The following is a 16615-nucleotide window of genomic DNA, read 5'->3' as shown; positions in this document are numbered from 1 at the left end:
GACAACACGACCATATCACAACAGCCCGGAGCTTCAGTGTTCCGGGCTGTTGTGCCTATCGCAGGGCTTCAATCGGTGAGGCGTCGCTGCGCAGGGCAAGTTCTGCCAATATTAGCGAGATAATACCGGCGACAAAAAACCCAGCAGCCAGATTGGTTGCTGTTCCATTGTAAAAACTGCCCATCACTACTGCAAAAACCGTGGCAACAAGGCTGGATCCGGAAGCGATGAGGGATGCGCCGAGGCCAGCAACCTGTCCAAGCGATCGCATAGCCATGGCATTGAGATTGCCAAACAGGATGCCGATTGCGAAGAATGCCGCAAAACCGAATGCCATCAAGGCGGTGAGCGGCAGATGACCCGTCCACAAGAGGGTGGTGAGCAGCATCAGGAAGCCGGTGATTGCCAAAGCCACGAAAGCGGCGCGAGCCATCACCTCCATGCCAAGACGCTGGACGAGTTTTGCGTTGAGGAATGACGCCAGCCCGATGCCGGTCGCCAATGCGGCAAAATAAAACGGAAAGGTTTCCTTGATGCCGTAAGCATCAAAGAACAGATCTGCCGCAGTGCTGAGGTAGAGAAGCTGCGCGCCAAATACGACGCCCGTGGTGATGATCAGCAGCAACACTCGGCGGTTGGCGAGGATGCGCGCGGCATTGCTGAAAAGCAGTTTTGGCCGGAAGGGGATACGTTTTTCAACGGGCAAAGTTTCCGGTTGTCGGATCAGCATCCACAGGCCCAGTACCATTGCCATGACAAGATAAATGGCAAAAACCGTGCGCCATCCCGACAGGGTAATGATGCCCTGCGCCAGCGCAGGGGCCAGCATCGGCACCAGGATAAACAGGGTGAACATGAAAGACATGACGCGTGCCATGTCATTGCCCTCAAACTGGTCACGGATCATGGCGCGGGTTGCGATCTTCGGCCCGGATACGCCAACACCTTGAAGAAATCGGCCGAGAATGACCATCTCGAGTGATCCGGCCAGCATGGCTACGACCGTTCCCGCTGCGTAGACGCAAAGGCCAAGAACCAGCGCTTTCTTGCGTCCCAATGCATCCGATATTGGTCCCAGAAACAATTCGCCAAAGGCCATGCCAAAAATGAACAGCGAGATGATGTGCTGGGTCGATAGCGGCGGTGCAGTACCGACCTCATCGGCGATCTGGCGCAGGCCCGGCAACAGCGCGTCGATGCTGAGCGAGGTCAACGAGGTCAGCAGGGCATAGAGGGCGATACGCTCACGAAAACTAATCGAAGATGGGGCTGCGGTCATTGAAATTCTGCGCTGATAAAGAAGATGGTTCGGCTCTATCAGCTTTCAGAAGAAATGCAGAGGTGCGTGGCGTTTTTTACAGCGGGAAATCACTGGTTGTATCGCGCAAGGTGTCTTCGCAGTGATCGCGCTTTGTTTCAAAAATTGTCTGTGTTTGAGTTGCGCAGTCGCTTTTTCTAATCATTAATCAATTCGCGCCATATTTTTCTATAATGTGGCTGCTTGTTAGCAAAAACACGAGAAACCAAAGTTATGTGCCGTTTTCTTGCATATTCAGGTTCACCCGTCTGGCTCGACACGTTGTTGATCGAGCCTGAGAGCTCACTCATCAGCCAGTCAATGGCGGCGCGCGAGGCCAAAACCGTTGTTAACGGCGATGGGTGCGGCATTGGCTGGTACGGGGACCGCAAGGAACCTGGCATGTATAAGGGCATTCTGCCCGCTTGGTCTGACCGCAACTTGACCTCGCTCTGTCACCAAATCCAGGCACAGATGTTTCTGGCACATGTGCGTTCGGCCACCACCGGAGGCGTGTCGATGGCGAATTGCCATCCCTTCGGGCTTGATCGGCACCTCTTCATGCATAATGGCCAGATTGGTGGCTACGAACATGTCAAACGCAAGGTCGAGGCGCTCATTCCTGATGATGTCTATGCTGCACGCAGCGGCAGCAGCGATAGTGAGGCAATGTTCCTGATCGCTGCGGGATTTGGTCTGGCGGCTGATCCGATCTCGGCGTTCTCACGCACCTTGCTGACCTGCCTCGATATCCTGCACTCTTCCAATGTTGACCAACCCATCCGTTTTAGTGCGGTTCTGGCCAATGGCGATACGATGCATGCGTTTCGCTGGTCGAGCGATGAACGGCCGCCGTCGCTCTATTGGCGGCGCATGCCGGATGGTGTGGCGGTTGCATCGGAGCCCTTCGGCGATCGGGACGAGACGTGGGAACTGATTCCGGCCGATACGGTTGCCACGGTGAAGGGCGCAAAGATTTCCTTTGCACCGTTCGATCCATGCCTGGCGGATGCCAACGAAGAGCTTCTCTGCAAATCCGCGTGATACTGGTCAGCGCAACAGTTTGAGAGCGCCGGTCAGCGACTTCACCAGTTTGGTTGGTCCGGCCAGTCCGAGTCCGTCTATCGTTTCCTGCGACAGGTCACGGTCGGGGAACGTTTGTTGATAATCTTGATAATTGTGCAGGGCCCTGGCGAATGCCGGGAACGGCACTGTCACGATTTCCTCCGTACCTGAAGCAATGATCTTCAGCATGATGTTACGGATGGTTTCTGCATCTGCCTGCAAAATAGGGACAGGCTTGTTGGAGCTTATGTCGATTGTCCGCTGGTGCCTATCTGTCAGTCGGTCGCCCCCCAATTGCGGGCGTTTGGCGCCAATGCCGATGCCGATGGCGCCGACGGTATTGGCAATCAGGCCAGCGGGCAGGGCAGGGTTGACGATGATGGCGGTGTGAAGCTCGGTTGTCATGGTTTTCCTCATTGTGCTGCGAGGAAATTAGGCGGTTTTATCAGGTGGATCATACCTTTTATTGCCAAGGCAAAGCTTAATTTGGTAGGATTTACCTAATGGACGGATTTGTAAGGTGATTTATGTCAATTAGGCGACTTGAGGCGGAGGATGTGCACATCCTCAATCATTTGCAGCAGGATGGTCGCATGACCAATCAGGCGCTGTCGGACGCGGTGGGACTGTCGACCTCTCCCTGTTGGAGGCGGGTTCGTAATCTCGAGGAAACCGGCGTTATCCAGGGGTATGGCGCAAGACTGGACCGCAAGCAGGTCGGGCTCGGTGTTCTGGCGTTCATTCGTGTGAAGATCGACAGTCACAGTGAAGCAGAGGCGGAGGATTTTTCGCAACAAGTGTCTGCCCTGAAGGAAGTGGTTGCCTGCTACAGTATCGCGGGTGACGCGGATTTCCTGTTGCAGGTTGTAGCGCCCGATCTGGATAGCTATGCAGATTTTGCCATGTCTGTTGTTCGCCGCCTTCCGCGAATCAAGGAAATGCAGACGACATTTGTGCTGAAAGAGATAAAGGCATTTAATGGTTTTCCACTGGATTGCGTATAAAACAATCAAAAATGCGTTGGTAAACAATCCGGCTTTGCTAATATTGCTTCACGTGTCGAGGTTGTAATTTCGCGATTCGGCCACCAAACACGGCTCGCTTTCAACTACTTGTGGAATAAGGGCTTTTTGGCCCTTGGACTGACTTTGGAAATGCCGAAAATGTGAATTCCGGTGTTCGAGATGTGTCTTCGCGACGGGTTTACGAAGAGCTATCGAGCGGAAATAAATCCAACAGGGGCATCCTTCATGGCAATCTTCGACAATCTCTCCAAATACCGGCCTTATGGCCTTGCTGCTCTTCGCATTATCGTTGCGCTGCTGTTCATTCAGCATGGTACACAGAAACTATTCGGCTTTCCCGCCTCCCAGATGGAAGGTTCGCTACCTCCGCTTTTGATGGTTGCAGCACTTCTTGAACTGGTTGGCGGTATTCTGATTTTGGTCGGGCTTTTCACACGTCCCGTTGCTTTCATTCTGTCCGGTCAGATGGCTGTCGCCTACTTCATGGCCCATGCCCCATCGAGCTTTTTCCCGGCGTTGAATGGTGGCGATGCGGCAATCCTTTTCTGCTTTGTGTTTCTTTACATGGCCCTGTCGGGTCCCGGTGCCTTCTCCCTGGATGAACGGCGCGGCTGACCTGCCTTAAACGGCATCGCTTGCAGCGGTTTGACAACAGGCCCGCATGGTTTTCCATGCGGGTTTTTCGTATCTGGATTTTTTTCGAAACTTCGGTGAGCGCCGAAACATCACGTCTGCGCCTGGCCCTAGAAGGATGGCATTCATTCAGACAGGGAATCGGTTGTGATCAATAAAAACAGTCTTCTTCGAGAGCTCGCACTTCTGGCCTTGTTGTCCACACTCTGGGGCGCCTCCTATACGTTCATCAAGATCGGGGTGGAGACAATACCGCCGGTTACTCTGATCGCCGCCAGAACTTTGATTGCCGGTATGGTTCTTCTTGCTGTCCTTTATCTGCGTGGTGTGCGTCTACCAAAGGACAGGGCCGTTTGGCGAAGGTTCATTATTCAGGCCTGCCTTAACAGCGCCATTCCCTTTACGCTGATTGCCTGGGCTGAACAGACCATTGATGCGGGCCTCGCCGTTATCCTCAATTCGACAACGCCAATCTTCACGCTGCTGTTGACGGCTTTCGTCACGCGACACGAAATCGTCACCGGACGCAAACTGTTCGGTATCATTGTCGGTATGACGGGAACCTGCCTGATCATCGGCGTGCAGGCGCTTTCCGGGCTGGGGGACGCGTTGTGGGCGCAGCTGGCGGTGATGGTTGCGACCATGTGTTACGGCGCTGCAGCCATTTTCGGCAAGGGGTTCAAAGGTTTTGATCCGATGATACCAGCCGCAGGTTCTCTTATCTGTGGTGCGGTGATGCTAGTGCCGCTCAGTATTGCCGTTGATCACCCATGGACCTTGCATCCCTCATTGCATTCCATTCTGGCATTGCTGGGGCTTTCGGTGTTTTCCACGGCTCTCGCCTTTATCATCTATTTCCGGCTGATGCAGACGCTTGGCTCCGTTGGTGCAACGTCACAGGCCTATTTGCGTGTGCCAGTTGGTGTTGTGGTTGGCATGATCTTTCTGGGAGAAATGCCAACGGCGGAGGCATGGATTGGTATGGTGTGCGTACTAGTCGGGGTGATTGCGATGACATTGCCCAAACGCCAGCCTCGTCCCGCTCAAGAGGCTTGAACACAAGAAAAGCCCGGCAGGTGAGGCACCTGCCGGGCTTTTAAACTACTGAAATTCAATTGCAGGGCCTGTCACGAAAGACGCCCCACGACGAAATTAATTAGCGAGTGCGACCGCGGTTGCCACCATTGCCGGAGGCGCGCTTTTCACCAGCGTTGCCGCCGGCTGGAGAATGACGATTTGCGCCTGGCTTGCGGGCCGGACGGTTTACGCGCTTCTTGGAAGGACCACCGGGTCTGCCGGTTTCACCTTCTACCTGCTTTACGCGCTTGAAATCGGACGTGACTTCCAGATCGTTGTCGCGCTCTGCAGGAGTGAATTCTCCAGCGCGCTGTCCGCGGAAATCGCCGTTACGACGTCCGCCGTTGCGCTGAGCACCGCCTTCGCGATGACCACGATCATTACGCTCGCCATGGCCGCGTTCTGCGCCACCCTGACGGCGCGGACCGCCATTATTGCGGTTGCGATTGTCGCCACGAGTGGGGCTCGCAAGAACCTGAGGCCGTTCGCCAGATGCAACAGTGATATCAATGTTCATCAGGCGTTCGATGTCCCGCAGCAAACGGGTTTCGTCCGGTGCGCAGAAGGCGATTGCAATACCATCACGACCAGCACGAGCGGTACGGCCAATACGGTGAACGTATGCATCCGGTACTTCAGGCAGGTCGTAGTTGAAGACGTGGGTAACGGCTGGAATGTCGATGCCGCGAGCGGCAACGTCGGTTGCGACGAGAACCTTGACTTCGCCGTCCTTGAAGCCCTTCAACGCACGTTCACGCTGGCCTTGGCTCTTGTTGCCGTGAATGGAGGCAACCTTGAAGCCAATATGCTCCAGATGCTTGGACAGCTTTTCAGCGCCATGCTTGGTGCGAAGGAACACGATAGCGCGGCCATCGGGGTTTTCGTTGAGCGACTTCTTGAGAAGTTCGGTCTTGTCGTTCTTGCCGGCAACGAAGTGAACATACTGTTCCACCTTGTCGGCAGCCTTGCCGGGAGGTGTGACTTCAACGGTGACCGGGTTGGTCAGATAGGCGCCAGCCAGATCGGCAATTGCCTTTGGCATGGTTGCCGAAAACAGCAGTGTGTGACGCTTCGACGGAACCATACGCGAAATCTTGCGCAGGTCGTGAATGAAGCCAAGGTCCAGCATCTGGTCAGCTTCATCGAGAACGAGGTGTGTTACCTTGGAAAGGCTGATTGCGTTGCGTGCAATGAGATCGAGCAGACGGCCCGGTGTTGCCACCAGAATGTCAGTGCCCTTTTCAAGCTGCAGCTGCTGCTTGTTGATCGATGCACCACCAACAACCTGGTTGATGCGCAGTGGGGTCTTACGCACGAAGGAGCGCAGGCTTTCACCGATCTGGTTTACCAGTTCGCGGGTTGGCGCGAGGATGAGGGTGCGGGTTGTGCGATTTGCCGGACGATCCGCATGCTTCTGCAGCATTTCGATAATTGGCAGACCAAAAGCTGCCGTTTTTCCGGTGCCGGTCTGTGCAAGACCGATCATGTCGCGACCTTCCAGCAGCAGCGGTATTGCTTTTGCCTGAATTGGGGTCGGAGTGGTGTAGCCGAGCTGGGTAACAGCAGCCACGAGCTTTTCGGATAGGCCGAGTTCGTTAAAACTGGTCAATAAAATAACCTTTCGGGGCGCCAAAACGCTGTCGCCGGAACAGCCCATGCTGTCCGGTTGTCTTGGCGTCAAGAACCCCGCGTGAATTGGGAACTTGTGGGTTGGAATGACTTTCTGCGCGTTAAGTGCGGTCACGAAGACCATCTGCTTGCTATCTGCGCTTTTCCTTCCTGCGCTTAAATCGTATGCGTCATGCAGCTCACGCGGCTGCCGGAAGGTGAAAGCAGTGTGCATTTGGGCTCTTCAAGACCAAAAGTCAAGCAATTGTTTCTGGATACGCTATCCGAGACCTATTCTCAGGGACTACTTTACCCTTTGAACATATTTTCAGTTATATACATTTTTATTAAATTTAATCTGTTTATCCAGCTGCTGGTTCTGGCCATCCTGCATATCAATCCATAGATTCAATGGAATTGCGCAATCCGTGTGGGATTGATTCGATGGAATAAGGCTGGTTGTGATTGTAGTGACCGAACGAGGGCCTATTGGTGAGCACTAACGGCGAATTGCTGGCGATGGCGTGTGAAGGGATCCGCGACCTGGATCTTCCTGCGTGCATCAAAGACAGCGAATTGCGCTACGTTGCCGTCAATGAGTCTTACGCCCGTTTTATCGGCAGACCCCCTCAGGACTTTCCCGGAAAGGGAACATACGAACTGTCGGGTAATCCAAGCGATATCGATCGCGAGGATAAGGAACGTCGTTCTCTGGTTTTCGCGACAGAAGAAATAGCGGCCTGCCAAGGTGCAGTTTCGCTCGGCCGTCACGCCATTCGTTGTGAACGTTTCATCGCCGATGACGGTGCCATGTTCCTCTACGAAGTGTTTGAGAACATGCCTGCTTTCGAGTTGGAAACGCTTGGGCGGCATGAGGCTGAAATTCTGGTCGGCAGCGGTGTTCTTGACCTGATCGATGTCGGCATTTGCATTTACAGCCGAGAAAACCGTCTGCTGTATCACAATGCTCGGCTGTCTGATTTCTATCGGATGATCGATCTGGAATTGAAGCCAGGCATGCGCCTCTCGGAAGTGCAGGGCGCTATCTATGACCATGCCGCCAATAACGGTGAAGAGGGTGTCAGCCGAGATCCGGCTGCCCGGCGTGCCTGGCTGAACGATCGTCTCGAAAAATACAATCTGCCCTATTTCGAATCCACTGAGCAGTTGTGTGATGGCAGTTGGTTGCGTCAGGTCAACAAACGGCTCGAAAGCGGTTTGCTGGTGTGTCTGCGCGTCGATGTGACTGAGTTCAAGGCGCATGAGGTTTTGCTCAGCCGCCACATCCGCGAAACATGGCTCTATCGCGAAGCTCTGGAAGAATTGCCGGTTCCGGTATTCCTTCGCGACAGTGACCGTCGCTTGACCTTCATCAATGCTGCCTATGAGCGTCTGCTGGGCGGTGACCGCCGCAGGTTCATCGGTCAGACTGCGGAAGACATGTTCCCGGAAATGCGTGAGGCATTTCGCAAGGAGGATGAAGAGGTTCTGTTAAGCGGAACCGCCTTGCAGAAGGAAGAAAGTATTTCCTTCCATAGCGAAGGTCATGCCGTACCGGTCATCACCCGTCTTGGCCGGATTGTGACGCCCGATGACGAACGTTATCTGGTTGGCTCCATCACTGATGTTTCTGTGCTGAAAGACCGCGAAACGCGGGTCGTGCAGGCGCAAAAAGAGACCGAAGCCCTGCATGCAGAACTGGAAGGCATTCTTGCCTCTCTGCCTGTTGGTGTTCTGTTGCTTGGCCCGGAACTGGTCATTGAATACGCCAACAAGTCCTTTTACCAGACACTGGATACCCGTGCCACAGTCGATCTGGTTGGTATGAGCTACCGTGATTTTCTGGAGATGACCTTCAGGGAAGAGATTTACGATTACGGTAGCAAGTCCTTTGATGAGGTCTACTCCAACCGTATCGCACGTTTGCAAGTACCGGATCAGTTTGAGCCGCTGGAAATGCGCAGCGTGTCTGGCAAGGTCACGGTTATCTCGGCTGCCCGTATTGCCGGCGGTAAGGTTTTGATCACCTATACCGACGTGACGAGCGTGCGTGAGCGCGACAATGAAATCAGCCTGGCAAGGGCCGAGCTGGCACGTGTCGGTGAATATATGCAGGAAGCCACCCGCGCCATGGCGCAGGGTCTTTTGCTGATCGAGAATGGCGTTATCATAACCTCCAATGATGCGTTGCCTCGCATGCTCGATGTACCGACCAGCTATTTCGAGCCGGGTCAGGACTGGGCGGACATGTTTGCCTTCTGTGCGCAACGGGGCGATTTCGGCGGTCCGGAGGAGGCGTCCGCAACGCTTGCCACCTGGCGGGGCAATGTTACCAATGCAAATCCGTTTACATGGCTGTTCCAACGTGCCAACAACAGTTGGTTTAATCTCGAAGCGACGATCAGTTCCACCGGTTACTGGGTCATCACCGTAACCGATGTGACGGAGATGAAGCGCCGTGAGGCCGAGCTAGAGCGGTTGGTGCAGAGAGCGGAAGCCGCTGACCGCGCCAAGTCAGAGTTCCTGGCCAATATGAGCCATGAGATCCGAACGCCGATGAACGGTGTGCTTGGCATGGCGGAGTTGCTTGCCAAATCCGATCTCGATTCCCGCCAGAAAACCTTTACCGATGTCATCGTCAAATCCGGCAATGCGCTGCTGACAATCATCAACGACATCCTCGATTTCTCCAAGATCGATGCCGGTCAGATGAAGTTACGCAAGGTGCTTTTCGATCCAGTTGAAGCGGTTGAGGATGTTGCCTCGCTGTTGTCATCCACGGCGTCGGAAAAAAACATCGAGCTTGCCATCCGCATTGATCCTTCCGTGCAGCATATGGTGGTGAGTGATGCCGGCCGTTTTCGGCAGATCATTACCAATCTGGTTGGTAATGCCGTCAAATTCACCGAAACTGGTTACGTGTTGATCGAGCTTGCCGAACAGACGCTGGAGGCGGGTGAGGTTCTGCTGACCATTAAGGTTCAGGACACCGGCATCGGTATTCCCGCCGACAAGCTGGCGTCGATTTTCGACAAGTTCAGCCAGGTGGATTCTTCGTCCACCAGAAGACACGAAGGCACCGGACTTGGTCTTGCCATTACCGTTGGTCTGGTCGGTATTTTCGCAGGATCGATCAACGTCGAAAGTGCTGTCGGGCAGGGGACGCTGTTCACCATCAAGTTGCCGCTTGAGGCGGCAGCACTGCGCGGCAACAAAACCATAACGCTTCCGGCCGGTGATCTTGGCGGTGCACGCGTGTTGGTGATCGACGACAATGAAATCAACCGCCAGATCCTCAGCGAACAGTTGTCGCAATGGGGGTACGACAGCTATGCCGCTGAAAGTGGTGCAGCTGGTCTGGCAATCATTCAGCAGGCCGCCGAACTTGGCTTCGTGATCGATACCGTCATTCTTGACTATCATATGCCCGTTATGAACGGCATCGATGTTGCTCGGCAAATCCGTTCGGACGACCGTTTGCAGGATATGGGCATCGTTTTCCTGACCTCTATGGATATGGTGGTGGGTGATGACAGTCTGCTGAACGATATGAATGTTCAGGCACATCTGATGAAGCCGGCCCGCGCCAAGCTGCTGCGCTCTACCCTTGGCGAAATCGTGCGTGCATCGCGCCTGCAACGGCGTGAACGCATGCTGACGAGACGCCAGCAGGCAGTTACAGAAGCACCTGCTGCTCCTGCCTTGTCGAAGCCGGAGACACGTAAGCCGGTGACGAAGGTTGTTCGGCCGGTCGTTGCCTCCACTCTCGATGTGCTTGTGGCTGAAGACAATGATGTCAACCAGATTGTGTTTTCACAAATCCTGCAGGGGACCGGTTTGCGGTTCCAGATTGTCAATAATGGCAAAAAGGCCGTGGCGGCGTGGGAGGAGCATAATCCGGCAGTGATCCTGATGGACGTCTCCATGCCCGTTATGAACGGCCATCAGGCCACGCAGCTTATTCGTGAGCGCGAAGAAGAGGCTGGTGATGGGCGGCATGTGCCGATTGTTGGGGTGACTGCGCATGCACAGGAAAGCGATCGAGAACGCTGCCTTGAGGTTGGCATGGATGATTATGTTTCCAAACCAATCAGTCCTGAGTTGCTAGAAGCCAAACTAAAGCAGTGGCTGGGTGAAAATGCTATCCCGCGGGCTGGAGCGATTTAAAACCTCAGCCACGGTGTCTACTTTGGGTACCTAAACCAAGTGCGTCTTCAGCCTCGGTGATAGCGTCATCGTTGGAACCCATTGTGGTCGCGATAGACGAGTACGCGGCATTGTCTTGAACTGGTTTGAAACGACGACCGCTTGAGATCTGTGCTTGCGTATTCTGCATTTGGGAATTGATGGTCCAAGGTTGGAAAATCCGACCGCGCCGCGATATCGATCAATATCGACGTTAATAGCTCATTCTAAGAGTAAAAAACTTAAGCCGGTTGTGGACCGGCATAAGTTTCTGAGTGATTATCTGAACAGCTGCGTGACACTGTCCGGCTGGGTATTGGCAATCGATAGAGCCTGAATACCGAGCTGCTGCTGGGTTTGCAGCGCCTTGAGACGCGTGGACTGTTCATTCATGTCTGCGTCCACCAGACGGCCAATGCCGCTGTCGATGGCGTTCGACAATTTAGAGGCAAAATCCATTTGCAATTCTATGCGTTTTGATAATGAGCCCAGAGATGAAGCGGCATCGGTCATTTTCGCAAGTTGTTTATCGGTATGGGAAATGAAGACATCGATCACCATGTCTTCATCACCGTCTGGCCCAAATATCTGGTCTCTGTAGGTGCCCAGTTGGGTAATATCCATTGTGGTGATACTGGCATTGGAGTGCATGATAACGTTTGTCGTGCTGCTTTTATCGAAGCCACCGCTGGCATCGAGGGCTTTAACGAACAGGCCGTCACGTCGGGTGTAGTAGTTGGTTCCGTCGCTGTAGACGCCGTTTTCATTGACGGTCCAGCTTGAATCGTACTGAAATGTTTTAATAAACCAGCCGCCATTTCCCTCTTCATACGGAATACCGTCATAGATCAGGCCGATGTCGAGTATCCCGTGCGCCATGCCTTCGGTATGGTTGCCGAACAAGACCGTGTCAGATGTCTGAACAGCTTCGGTTGTTTTGACAGATACGTTGTTATTCGAATCCCGGACAAAACTTGTGACGATCGTTTTGACGTCTTTCACCGCGAAAGAAAGCATAGAGCCGTTTGTAGCGCCAAGTGATCCCACAAAGGTGGCTTTCAGAAGGTTCTCACCGGAGAAGGAGGCTGAATCAGCTATGGATTTTAACTGATCCTGTAACTGGGAAATCTCTTCCTGAATCTTGCTGCGGTCGACGGAATTTTCCGTTGCCGTAACCAGCTTTTTCTTCATTTCCTTGACGACATCAATCGCAGCTTCCATGCCGGAATAGGCCGTGTCGATTTTTGCGGCACCCAGGCCGAGGGCATCTTCAACTGCGCTAATGGCGCCATTGTCTGAGCGCATGGTTGTGGCGATTGACCAATAGGCGGCATTGTCTTTCGCTTCACCGACCCGAAGGCCGCTCGAAACCGCTTCTTGCGTATTCTGCATTTGCGAATTGATCGTGCGTAATGTCGCAAGGGCTGATTGTGCAGCGATGTTGGTCAATATCGACGTCATAACAATTTCCGAGAGAAATAGCGGAAGAAATTATGCATAAAATTATGCGGATATTATAAACAATACGTTAACCAGCGGCTTTGTTCTTGACGTTTTGAAATTCGAGATACTATAAATGAGATTTTATTAAGTCATTGAAATAAAATAAATTTATATGTTTCTTATATAGAAAGTTCTACCGTATAGCCGTTAACGCCTGTATTTATTTGTCATGGCTGGCGGCTTGAACAACAGAGATCAAATGCAATCAGGCGGCGATCAGCACCATTATACAGATCGCGACCGATATCAGCTCAAAAGTAAACCTGGACGTGTTGTGGTTATGGCTTGGTTCCGCACAGCATTTCACGTTTTCCAGCAAAACCTTTACGCCGTTCCAGATTGAAACCGGCGGCAATGAGATTGCGGCGTACGAAACCGGCTGCGGCGTAGGTGGCGAAACTGCCGCCTTCCGCCGTTTTGTCGAATAATGCGGTCATGATTTCAATCGACCACATGTCCGGATTGCGGGCGGGTGCAAAACCATCCAGATACCAGGCGTCGAATGTGTGGGGGCTGGCCTGAATGCCGTCAAAAGCCACACCACAGACCACGGTCAGGCGAGTTTGTTCATCCAGTTGCAGATCGACATGACCTTGCGGTTCCTCCGGCCACAACTTGACCAGAGCGTTCCGTTCTTCATCGACTTCCGGCCAACGGGAAAGGGCGCGGTTAATTTCCTCTGCCTTCATTGGATAAAGCTCGAAGGACACGAAATGTAGTTGGCCGCCAGCCGAACGCGTCTGTTTCCACTGTCGCCAGGTCTCGCAAAGATTAAGGGCCGTGCCGAAACCAAGCTCGCCGATGCGGAAGGTATCGGTTGCTGTTTGCCAGCGCTCTGGTAGTCCGTTACCAGACAGAAACACATGTCCACATTCCAGTCGGCCATCGGTCTGGCAATAAAAGTGGTCGCCAAAGGCAAGCGAATAGGGCATATCGCCCTCGCGCCAATCGAGCGTGGTTGCTGTGTTATCCTGCGGTTGGCCCTGGTTGGCCGGTGTGCTTTCGTCTGGATGTGTCATGAATAAAGCCGATAATCTGGCCAGTGCTGCGGGTCAATCTCATTCCGCTCCTTCTTCCATCGACCTTTTGATCGTCGGTGGCGGCGTTATGGGGCTGTGGGCTGCGGTAAAAGCAGAGCGACTTGGTCTCAAGACATTACTGGTTGAGCAGAATCTTTTGGGGCAGGGCGCCAGCGGTGGCCTTATTGGCGCTCTCATGGCTCATATGCCGGACAGATGGTCAGAGAAAAAGCAATTCCAGTTTGATGCGCTGGTAGCGTTGGAAGCCGAGATCGCCGAGCTGGAGGCTGCGACCGGGTTTTCGGCCGGGTATCGCCGTTGCGGACGCATCATTCCTCTGCCCAAACCGCATTTGCGTGACATCGCGCTGCGTCATGAGCAGGATGCCAAAACGAATTGGGCGCAGGATGGGCGTCAGTTCCACTGGAATGTTCTCGATGCGCCACCGGTTGCGGGTTATCTGGCAGATGCGTCAATGGCGGGTGGATTTGTTCATGACACGCTTGCTGCACGCATGTCGCCGCGGTCCATGGGACGGGCGCTCTCTGCATTTCTCAAAACCGCACAAAACGTGACTGTGGTTGAAGGGCTTGGCGTCAGTTCTCTCGATCCCGATCGGGCACAAGCCACATTATCAACTGGTGAAACCGTATCATTCGGCCATGTCATCGTTTCTGCCGGTTATCAATCATTCCCGCTGCTTCAGCAAAGCCTGAATTTGGTGGGTGCAGCGCCACTTGGTCAGCCGGTCAAAGGGCAATCTGCACTGATGAAGGCCGATATTGACCCCGCAATGCCGGTGCTGTTTCTTGGGGGCCTTTATGTCGTGCCGCATGATGATGGCATGGTAGCGGTTGGCAGCACCAGCGAGGAGAGTTTTTCAGAACCATTCACAACCGATGCCCAACTCGACGTGTTCATAGAGAAAGCCCGGAACCTTGTTCCTGCTTTGGAGAATGCTGAGGTGGTGGAGCGGTGGGCCGGGCTGCGGCCCAAGGCGATTGACCGTGATCCAATGGTCGGTAGCCTGCCAGAGCACCCGCGTCTTGTCGCCTTGACCGGCGGCTTCAAAGTCAGTTTTGGGCTGGCACACCGTTTGGCAGACGCTGCTCTTTCGGTCGTGCAAGGCATTGAGCCAAAGCTACCGCAAAGCTTCTTGCTTGAAAGTCACATTGCCGTGGCCACAAAGTCTTCATGATTTTCAGGCGTTTCGCGTCGTTAATCTGTCATGCAAATCACCTATCGCTAAATCATCGGCCTGAAAGTCGAGCCACGATTTTCAGAGAGTACGATGCTTCGGTTCAATGCATGTAGCGGCATTTGGCATTCAATGGATATTGAATGCGGCGGCGTGTTGAAGCGAGGTCTGAGCAAATCGCCAGTGGAGCGAGGTGACGACGCATGCGATACGCCATTCATTTCACTCCGACCCCCAACGATCCGTTGACGGCGGTTGCTGCGGCCTGGCTTGGCCGTGATGTCTATTCCGGTGAGAGTGTCGATCCGCCGCCTGCGACCGGTCTTGGTATGCAGGAAATTTCTTATCACACGGCTTTGCCGCGACGTTATGGTTTTCATGGTCTGGTCAAGGCGCCGTTCCGGCTAAACGATGATGTTACTGAAGCTATGTTGCTGCGCGAGTTGATGTGCTTTGCCGGTTTGCAGCAGCCATTCGAACTGCCACCGCTTGAAATTGCCCGCATCGGTTCGGTGTTCAGCCTTATTCCATCATGGCCATGCGACAAGCTGGGTTTCCTGGCAGCAAGTGTCGTGCAGGCATTTGACCGTTACCGCGCCCCGCTGAGCGATGCGGAAATTGATCGTGCCGACCCTGACCAGTTGTCGGCAGCGCAGCTGACCAATCTGCATCGCTGGGGTCATCCCTATGTGATGGAGGATTTCCGCTTTCAGATGCCGTTGACCGGAAGTGTGTCGCAATCTGATTTCGTGCGGGTTGAACATGCCGTACGCGTGGTGTTTGAGCCGCATTTGTCACGCAAGCTGAGCTTCAACAATCTTGCGCTGTTTGTGGAGGATGAACCGGGTGCGCCGTTCCGCGTGCATTCACTTCATCCCATGGGCCGGGTTTCTGCCAGGCGTGTGGCACGCAAAGAACCTGCTTCTGACGTGATGCAGCCTGCCTGATGAGCCCCGCCGTTTTCATTGATCCCCACGCGTCCTGATCTCATGCAAAAAGAGATCGGGATGAGGACATTATTCATCTCGACTTTCCCAATGTGAATGTTACCGTTCTGCGAGATTTGCGGAAGGTGAGTGAATGATATCCGATAATTACCCGCGTGATTTGATTGGTTACGGTCGTAACGGTTTCGATCCGAAATGGCCCGGTGGGGCCAAAATAGCAGTTCAGTTCGTCATCAATTACGAAGAAGGCGGGGAAAGCTGCATTCTCGATAATGACAAGGCATCTGAGTCGCTGCTGTCGGAAATCGTTGGTGCGCAGCCATGGGCTGGTCAGCGCAATCTGAATATGGAATCGATCTATGAATACGGCTCGCGTGCCGGCTTCTGGCGCCTGTGGCGCATGTTTACCAGTCTTGGAGTAACGACCACAGTGTATGGCGTAACCTCTGCCATGGCCCGCAATCCCGACGCTGTTGCCGCGATGAAAGAGGCCGGTTGGGAGATTGCCAGTCATGGCTACCGCTGGCTTGAGTACAAGGATTTTTCAGAAGAAGAAGAGCGCCAGCACATTGTCGAGGCGGTGCGTCTTCACACTGAACTGACCGGTGAGCGTCCCTATGGCATGTACCAGGGCAAACCGTCCGACAACACCTTGAAGCTGGTGATGGAAGAGGGCGGTTTCCTTTATTCCTCGGACTCTTACGCCGATGATCTGCCCTATTGGGTGAGGGGCGCGAAGGACGATCCGTTCCTGATCATTCCCTACACACTTGAAACCAATGACATGCGCTTTGCTACGCCCCAGGGTTTCAACTCGGGCGACCAGTTCTTCACCTATCTGAAAGACGCATTCGACGTGCTTTATCAGGAAGGGCAGGAAGGTGCGCCGAAGATGCTGAGCGTTGGCCTGCATTGTCGCCTTGTCGGTCGTCCGGGCCGTGCGGCTGCGTTGCGCCGTTTCATCGAATATGTGCTCGGACACGAAAAGGTATGGATACCGCAGCGTATCGACATTGCCCGTCACTGGCATGAACACCATAAGCCCGGGGCGGTTTGAG

General features: G+C 53.8%; 14 protein-coding genes. 8 read left to right on the top strand and 6 right to left on the bottom strand.

Going from position 1 to position 16615, the window contains the following annotated elements; all coding sequences use genetic code 11:
- Positions 1-55 precede the first annotated feature (55 nt).
- On the bottom strand, positions 56-1279 hold the full coding sequence (locus HGO37_RS02780; protein WP_250982029.1) for a multidrug effflux MFS transporter: 1224 nt from the start codon (positions 1277-1279) through the stop codon (positions 56-58).
- A gap of 252 nt (positions 1280-1531) precedes the next feature.
- Between HGO37_RS02780 and HGO37_RS02775 the strand changes: the two genes are divergently transcribed.
- Positions 1532-2341 carry a class II glutamine amidotransferase gene (locus HGO37_RS02775; protein ID WP_250982028.1) on the top strand — a complete coding sequence of 270 codons (810 nt, stop codon included), beginning with the start codon at positions 1532-1534 and terminating at the stop codon, positions 2339-2341.
- Positions 2342-2347: 6 nt separating this feature from the next.
- Here HGO37_RS02775 and HGO37_RS02770 read toward each other — a convergent pair whose 3' ends face one another.
- Positions 2348-2767: a DUF2000 domain-containing protein gene (locus HGO37_RS02770; protein ID WP_250982027.1), complete on the bottom strand. Its 420-nt coding sequence runs from the start codon at positions 2765-2767 to the stop codon at positions 2348-2350.
- Positions 2768-2889: 122 nt separating this feature from the next.
- Between HGO37_RS02770 and HGO37_RS02765 the strand changes: the two genes are divergently transcribed.
- The 3 genes from HGO37_RS02765 to HGO37_RS02755 all read left to right on the top strand — a co-directional run bounded on the left by HGO37_RS02765 (position 2890) and on the right by HGO37_RS02755 (position 5076).
- Positions 2890-3366, top strand: coding sequence for an Lrp/AsnC family transcriptional regulator (locus tag HGO37_RS02765; protein ID WP_250982026.1), 477 nt, complete (start codon positions 2890-2892; stop codon positions 3364-3366).
- 246 nt (positions 3367-3612) lie between these two features.
- Entirely contained in the window at positions 3613-4002 is a 390-nt protein-coding gene (locus tag HGO37_RS02760; RefSeq protein WP_192488325.1) for a DoxX family protein, read from the top strand.
- A gap of 165 nt (positions 4003-4167) precedes the next feature.
- Entirely contained in the window at positions 4168-5076 is a 909-nt protein-coding gene (locus HGO37_RS02755) for a DMT family transporter (protein ID WP_250982025.1), read from the top strand.
- Between the two features lie 100 nt (positions 5077-5176).
- Here the strand turns inward: HGO37_RS02755 and HGO37_RS02750 are convergent, their stop codons facing one another.
- The gene (locus HGO37_RS02750) at positions 5177-6754 is read right to left on the bottom strand and encodes a DEAD/DEAH box helicase (RefSeq protein ID WP_405049372.1); all 1578 of its coding nucleotides are present in this window, start codon (positions 6752-6754) and stop codon (positions 5177-5179) included.
- 470 nt (positions 6755-7224) lie between these two features.
- On the opposite strand from HGO37_RS02750, the gene HGO37_RS02745 reads away from it, so the two are divergent.
- On the top strand, positions 7225-10872 hold the full coding sequence (locus HGO37_RS02745) for a response regulator (RefSeq protein WP_250982401.1): 3648 nt from the start codon (positions 7225-7227) through the stop codon (positions 10870-10872).
- Positions 10873-10876: 4 nt separating this feature from the next.
- Here the strand turns inward: HGO37_RS02745 and HGO37_RS26455 are convergent, their stop codons facing one another.
- From HGO37_RS26455 to mnmC2, 3 genes are all read right to left on the bottom strand, one after another.
- Positions 10877-11041 carry a flagellin N-terminal helical domain-containing protein gene (locus tag HGO37_RS26455; protein WP_352230535.1) on the bottom strand — a complete coding sequence of 55 codons (165 nt, stop codon included), beginning with the start codon at positions 11039-11041 and terminating at the stop codon, positions 10877-10879.
- 128 nt (positions 11042-11169) lie between these two features.
- Positions 11170-12351, bottom strand: a complete 1182-nt coding sequence (locus HGO37_RS02740) for a flagellin N-terminal helical domain-containing protein (protein WP_250982024.1) — start codon at positions 12349-12351, stop codon at positions 11170-11172.
- 320 nt (positions 12352-12671) lie between these two features.
- Positions 12672-13412, bottom strand: coding sequence for a tRNA (5-methylaminomethyl-2-thiouridine)(34)-methyltransferase MnmC2 (gene mnmC2, locus HGO37_RS02735; protein WP_250982023.1), 741 nt, complete (start codon positions 13410-13412; stop codon positions 12672-12674).
- Between mnmC2 and HGO37_RS02730 the strand changes: the two genes are divergently transcribed.
- From HGO37_RS02730 to puuE, 3 genes are all read left to right on the top strand, one after another.
- A complete protein-coding gene (locus tag HGO37_RS02730; RefSeq protein ID WP_250982022.1) occupies positions 13411-14610 on the top strand; it encodes an NAD(P)/FAD-dependent oxidoreductase in 1200 nt (399 codons plus the stop codon). The two genes, mnmC2 and HGO37_RS02730, sit on opposite strands and share 2 nt — an antisense overlap.
- 203 nt (positions 14611-14813) lie before the next feature.
- A complete protein-coding gene (locus HGO37_RS02725; RefSeq protein WP_250982021.1) occupies positions 14814-15557 on the top strand; it encodes a DUF1045 domain-containing protein in 744 nt (247 codons plus the stop codon).
- Between the two features lie 133 nt (positions 15558-15690).
- The gene (gene puuE, locus HGO37_RS02720) at positions 15691-16614 is read left to right on the top strand and encodes an allantoinase PuuE (protein WP_250982020.1); all 924 of its coding nucleotides are present in this window, start codon (positions 15691-15693) and stop codon (positions 16612-16614) included.
- The last annotated feature ends 1 nt before the right edge of the window (position 16615 follow it).

The organism is Rhizobium sp. CG4 (assembly GCF_023701965.1).
Classification (GTDB): domain Bacteria; phylum Pseudomonadota; class Alphaproteobacteria; order Rhizobiales; family Rhizobiaceae; genus Agrobacterium.
The sequence above is the reverse complement of the archived record's forward strand: the minus strand, read 5'-3'. Positions and strand labels throughout refer to the sequence as shown.

Coding starts and splice junctions, on each gene's coding strand:
- HGO37_RS02780 (WP_250982029.1), bottom strand. CDS start 1,279: ATGACCGCAGCCCCATCTTCGATTAGTTTTCGTGAGCGTATCGCCCTC.
- HGO37_RS02775 (WP_250982028.1), top strand. CDS start 1,532: ATGTGCCGTTTTCTTGCATATTCAGGTTCACCCGTCTGGCTCGACACG.
- HGO37_RS02770 (WP_250982027.1), bottom strand. CDS start 2,767: ATGACAACCGAGCTTCACACCGCCATCATCGTCAACCCTGCCCTGCCC.
- HGO37_RS02765 (WP_250982026.1), top strand. CDS start 2,890: ATGTCAATTAGGCGACTTGAGGCGGAGGATGTGCACATCCTCAATCAT.
- HGO37_RS02760 (WP_192488325.1), top strand. CDS start 3,613: ATGGCAATCTTCGACAATCTCTCCAAATACCGGCCTTATGGCCTTGCT.
- HGO37_RS02750 (WP_405049372.1), bottom strand. CDS start 6,754: ATGGGCTGTTCCGGCGACAGCGTTTTGGCGCCCCGAAAGGTTATTTTA.
- HGO37_RS02745 (WP_250982401.1), top strand. CDS start 7,225: ATGGCGTGTGAAGGGATCCGCGACCTGGATCTTCCTGCGTGCATCAAA.
- HGO37_RS26455 (WP_352230535.1), bottom strand. CDS start 11,041: ATGCAGAATACGCAAGCACAGATCTCAAGCGGTCGTCGTTTCAAACCA.
- HGO37_RS02740 (WP_250982024.1), bottom strand. CDS start 12,351: ATGACGTCGATATTGACCAACATCGCTGCACAATCAGCCCTTGCGACA.
- HGO37_RS02730 (WP_250982022.1), top strand. CDS start 13,411: ATGAATAAAGCCGATAATCTGGCCAGTGCTGCGGGTCAATCTCATTCC.
- mnmC2 (WP_250982023.1), bottom strand. CDS start 13,412: ATGACACATCCAGACGAAAGCACACCGGCCAACCAGGGCCAACCGCAG.
- HGO37_RS02725 (WP_250982021.1), top strand. CDS start 14,814: ATGCGATACGCCATTCATTTCACTCCGACCCCCAACGATCCGTTGACG.
- puuE (WP_250982020.1), top strand. CDS start 15,691: ATGATATCCGATAATTACCCGCGTGATTTGATTGGTTACGGTCGTAAC.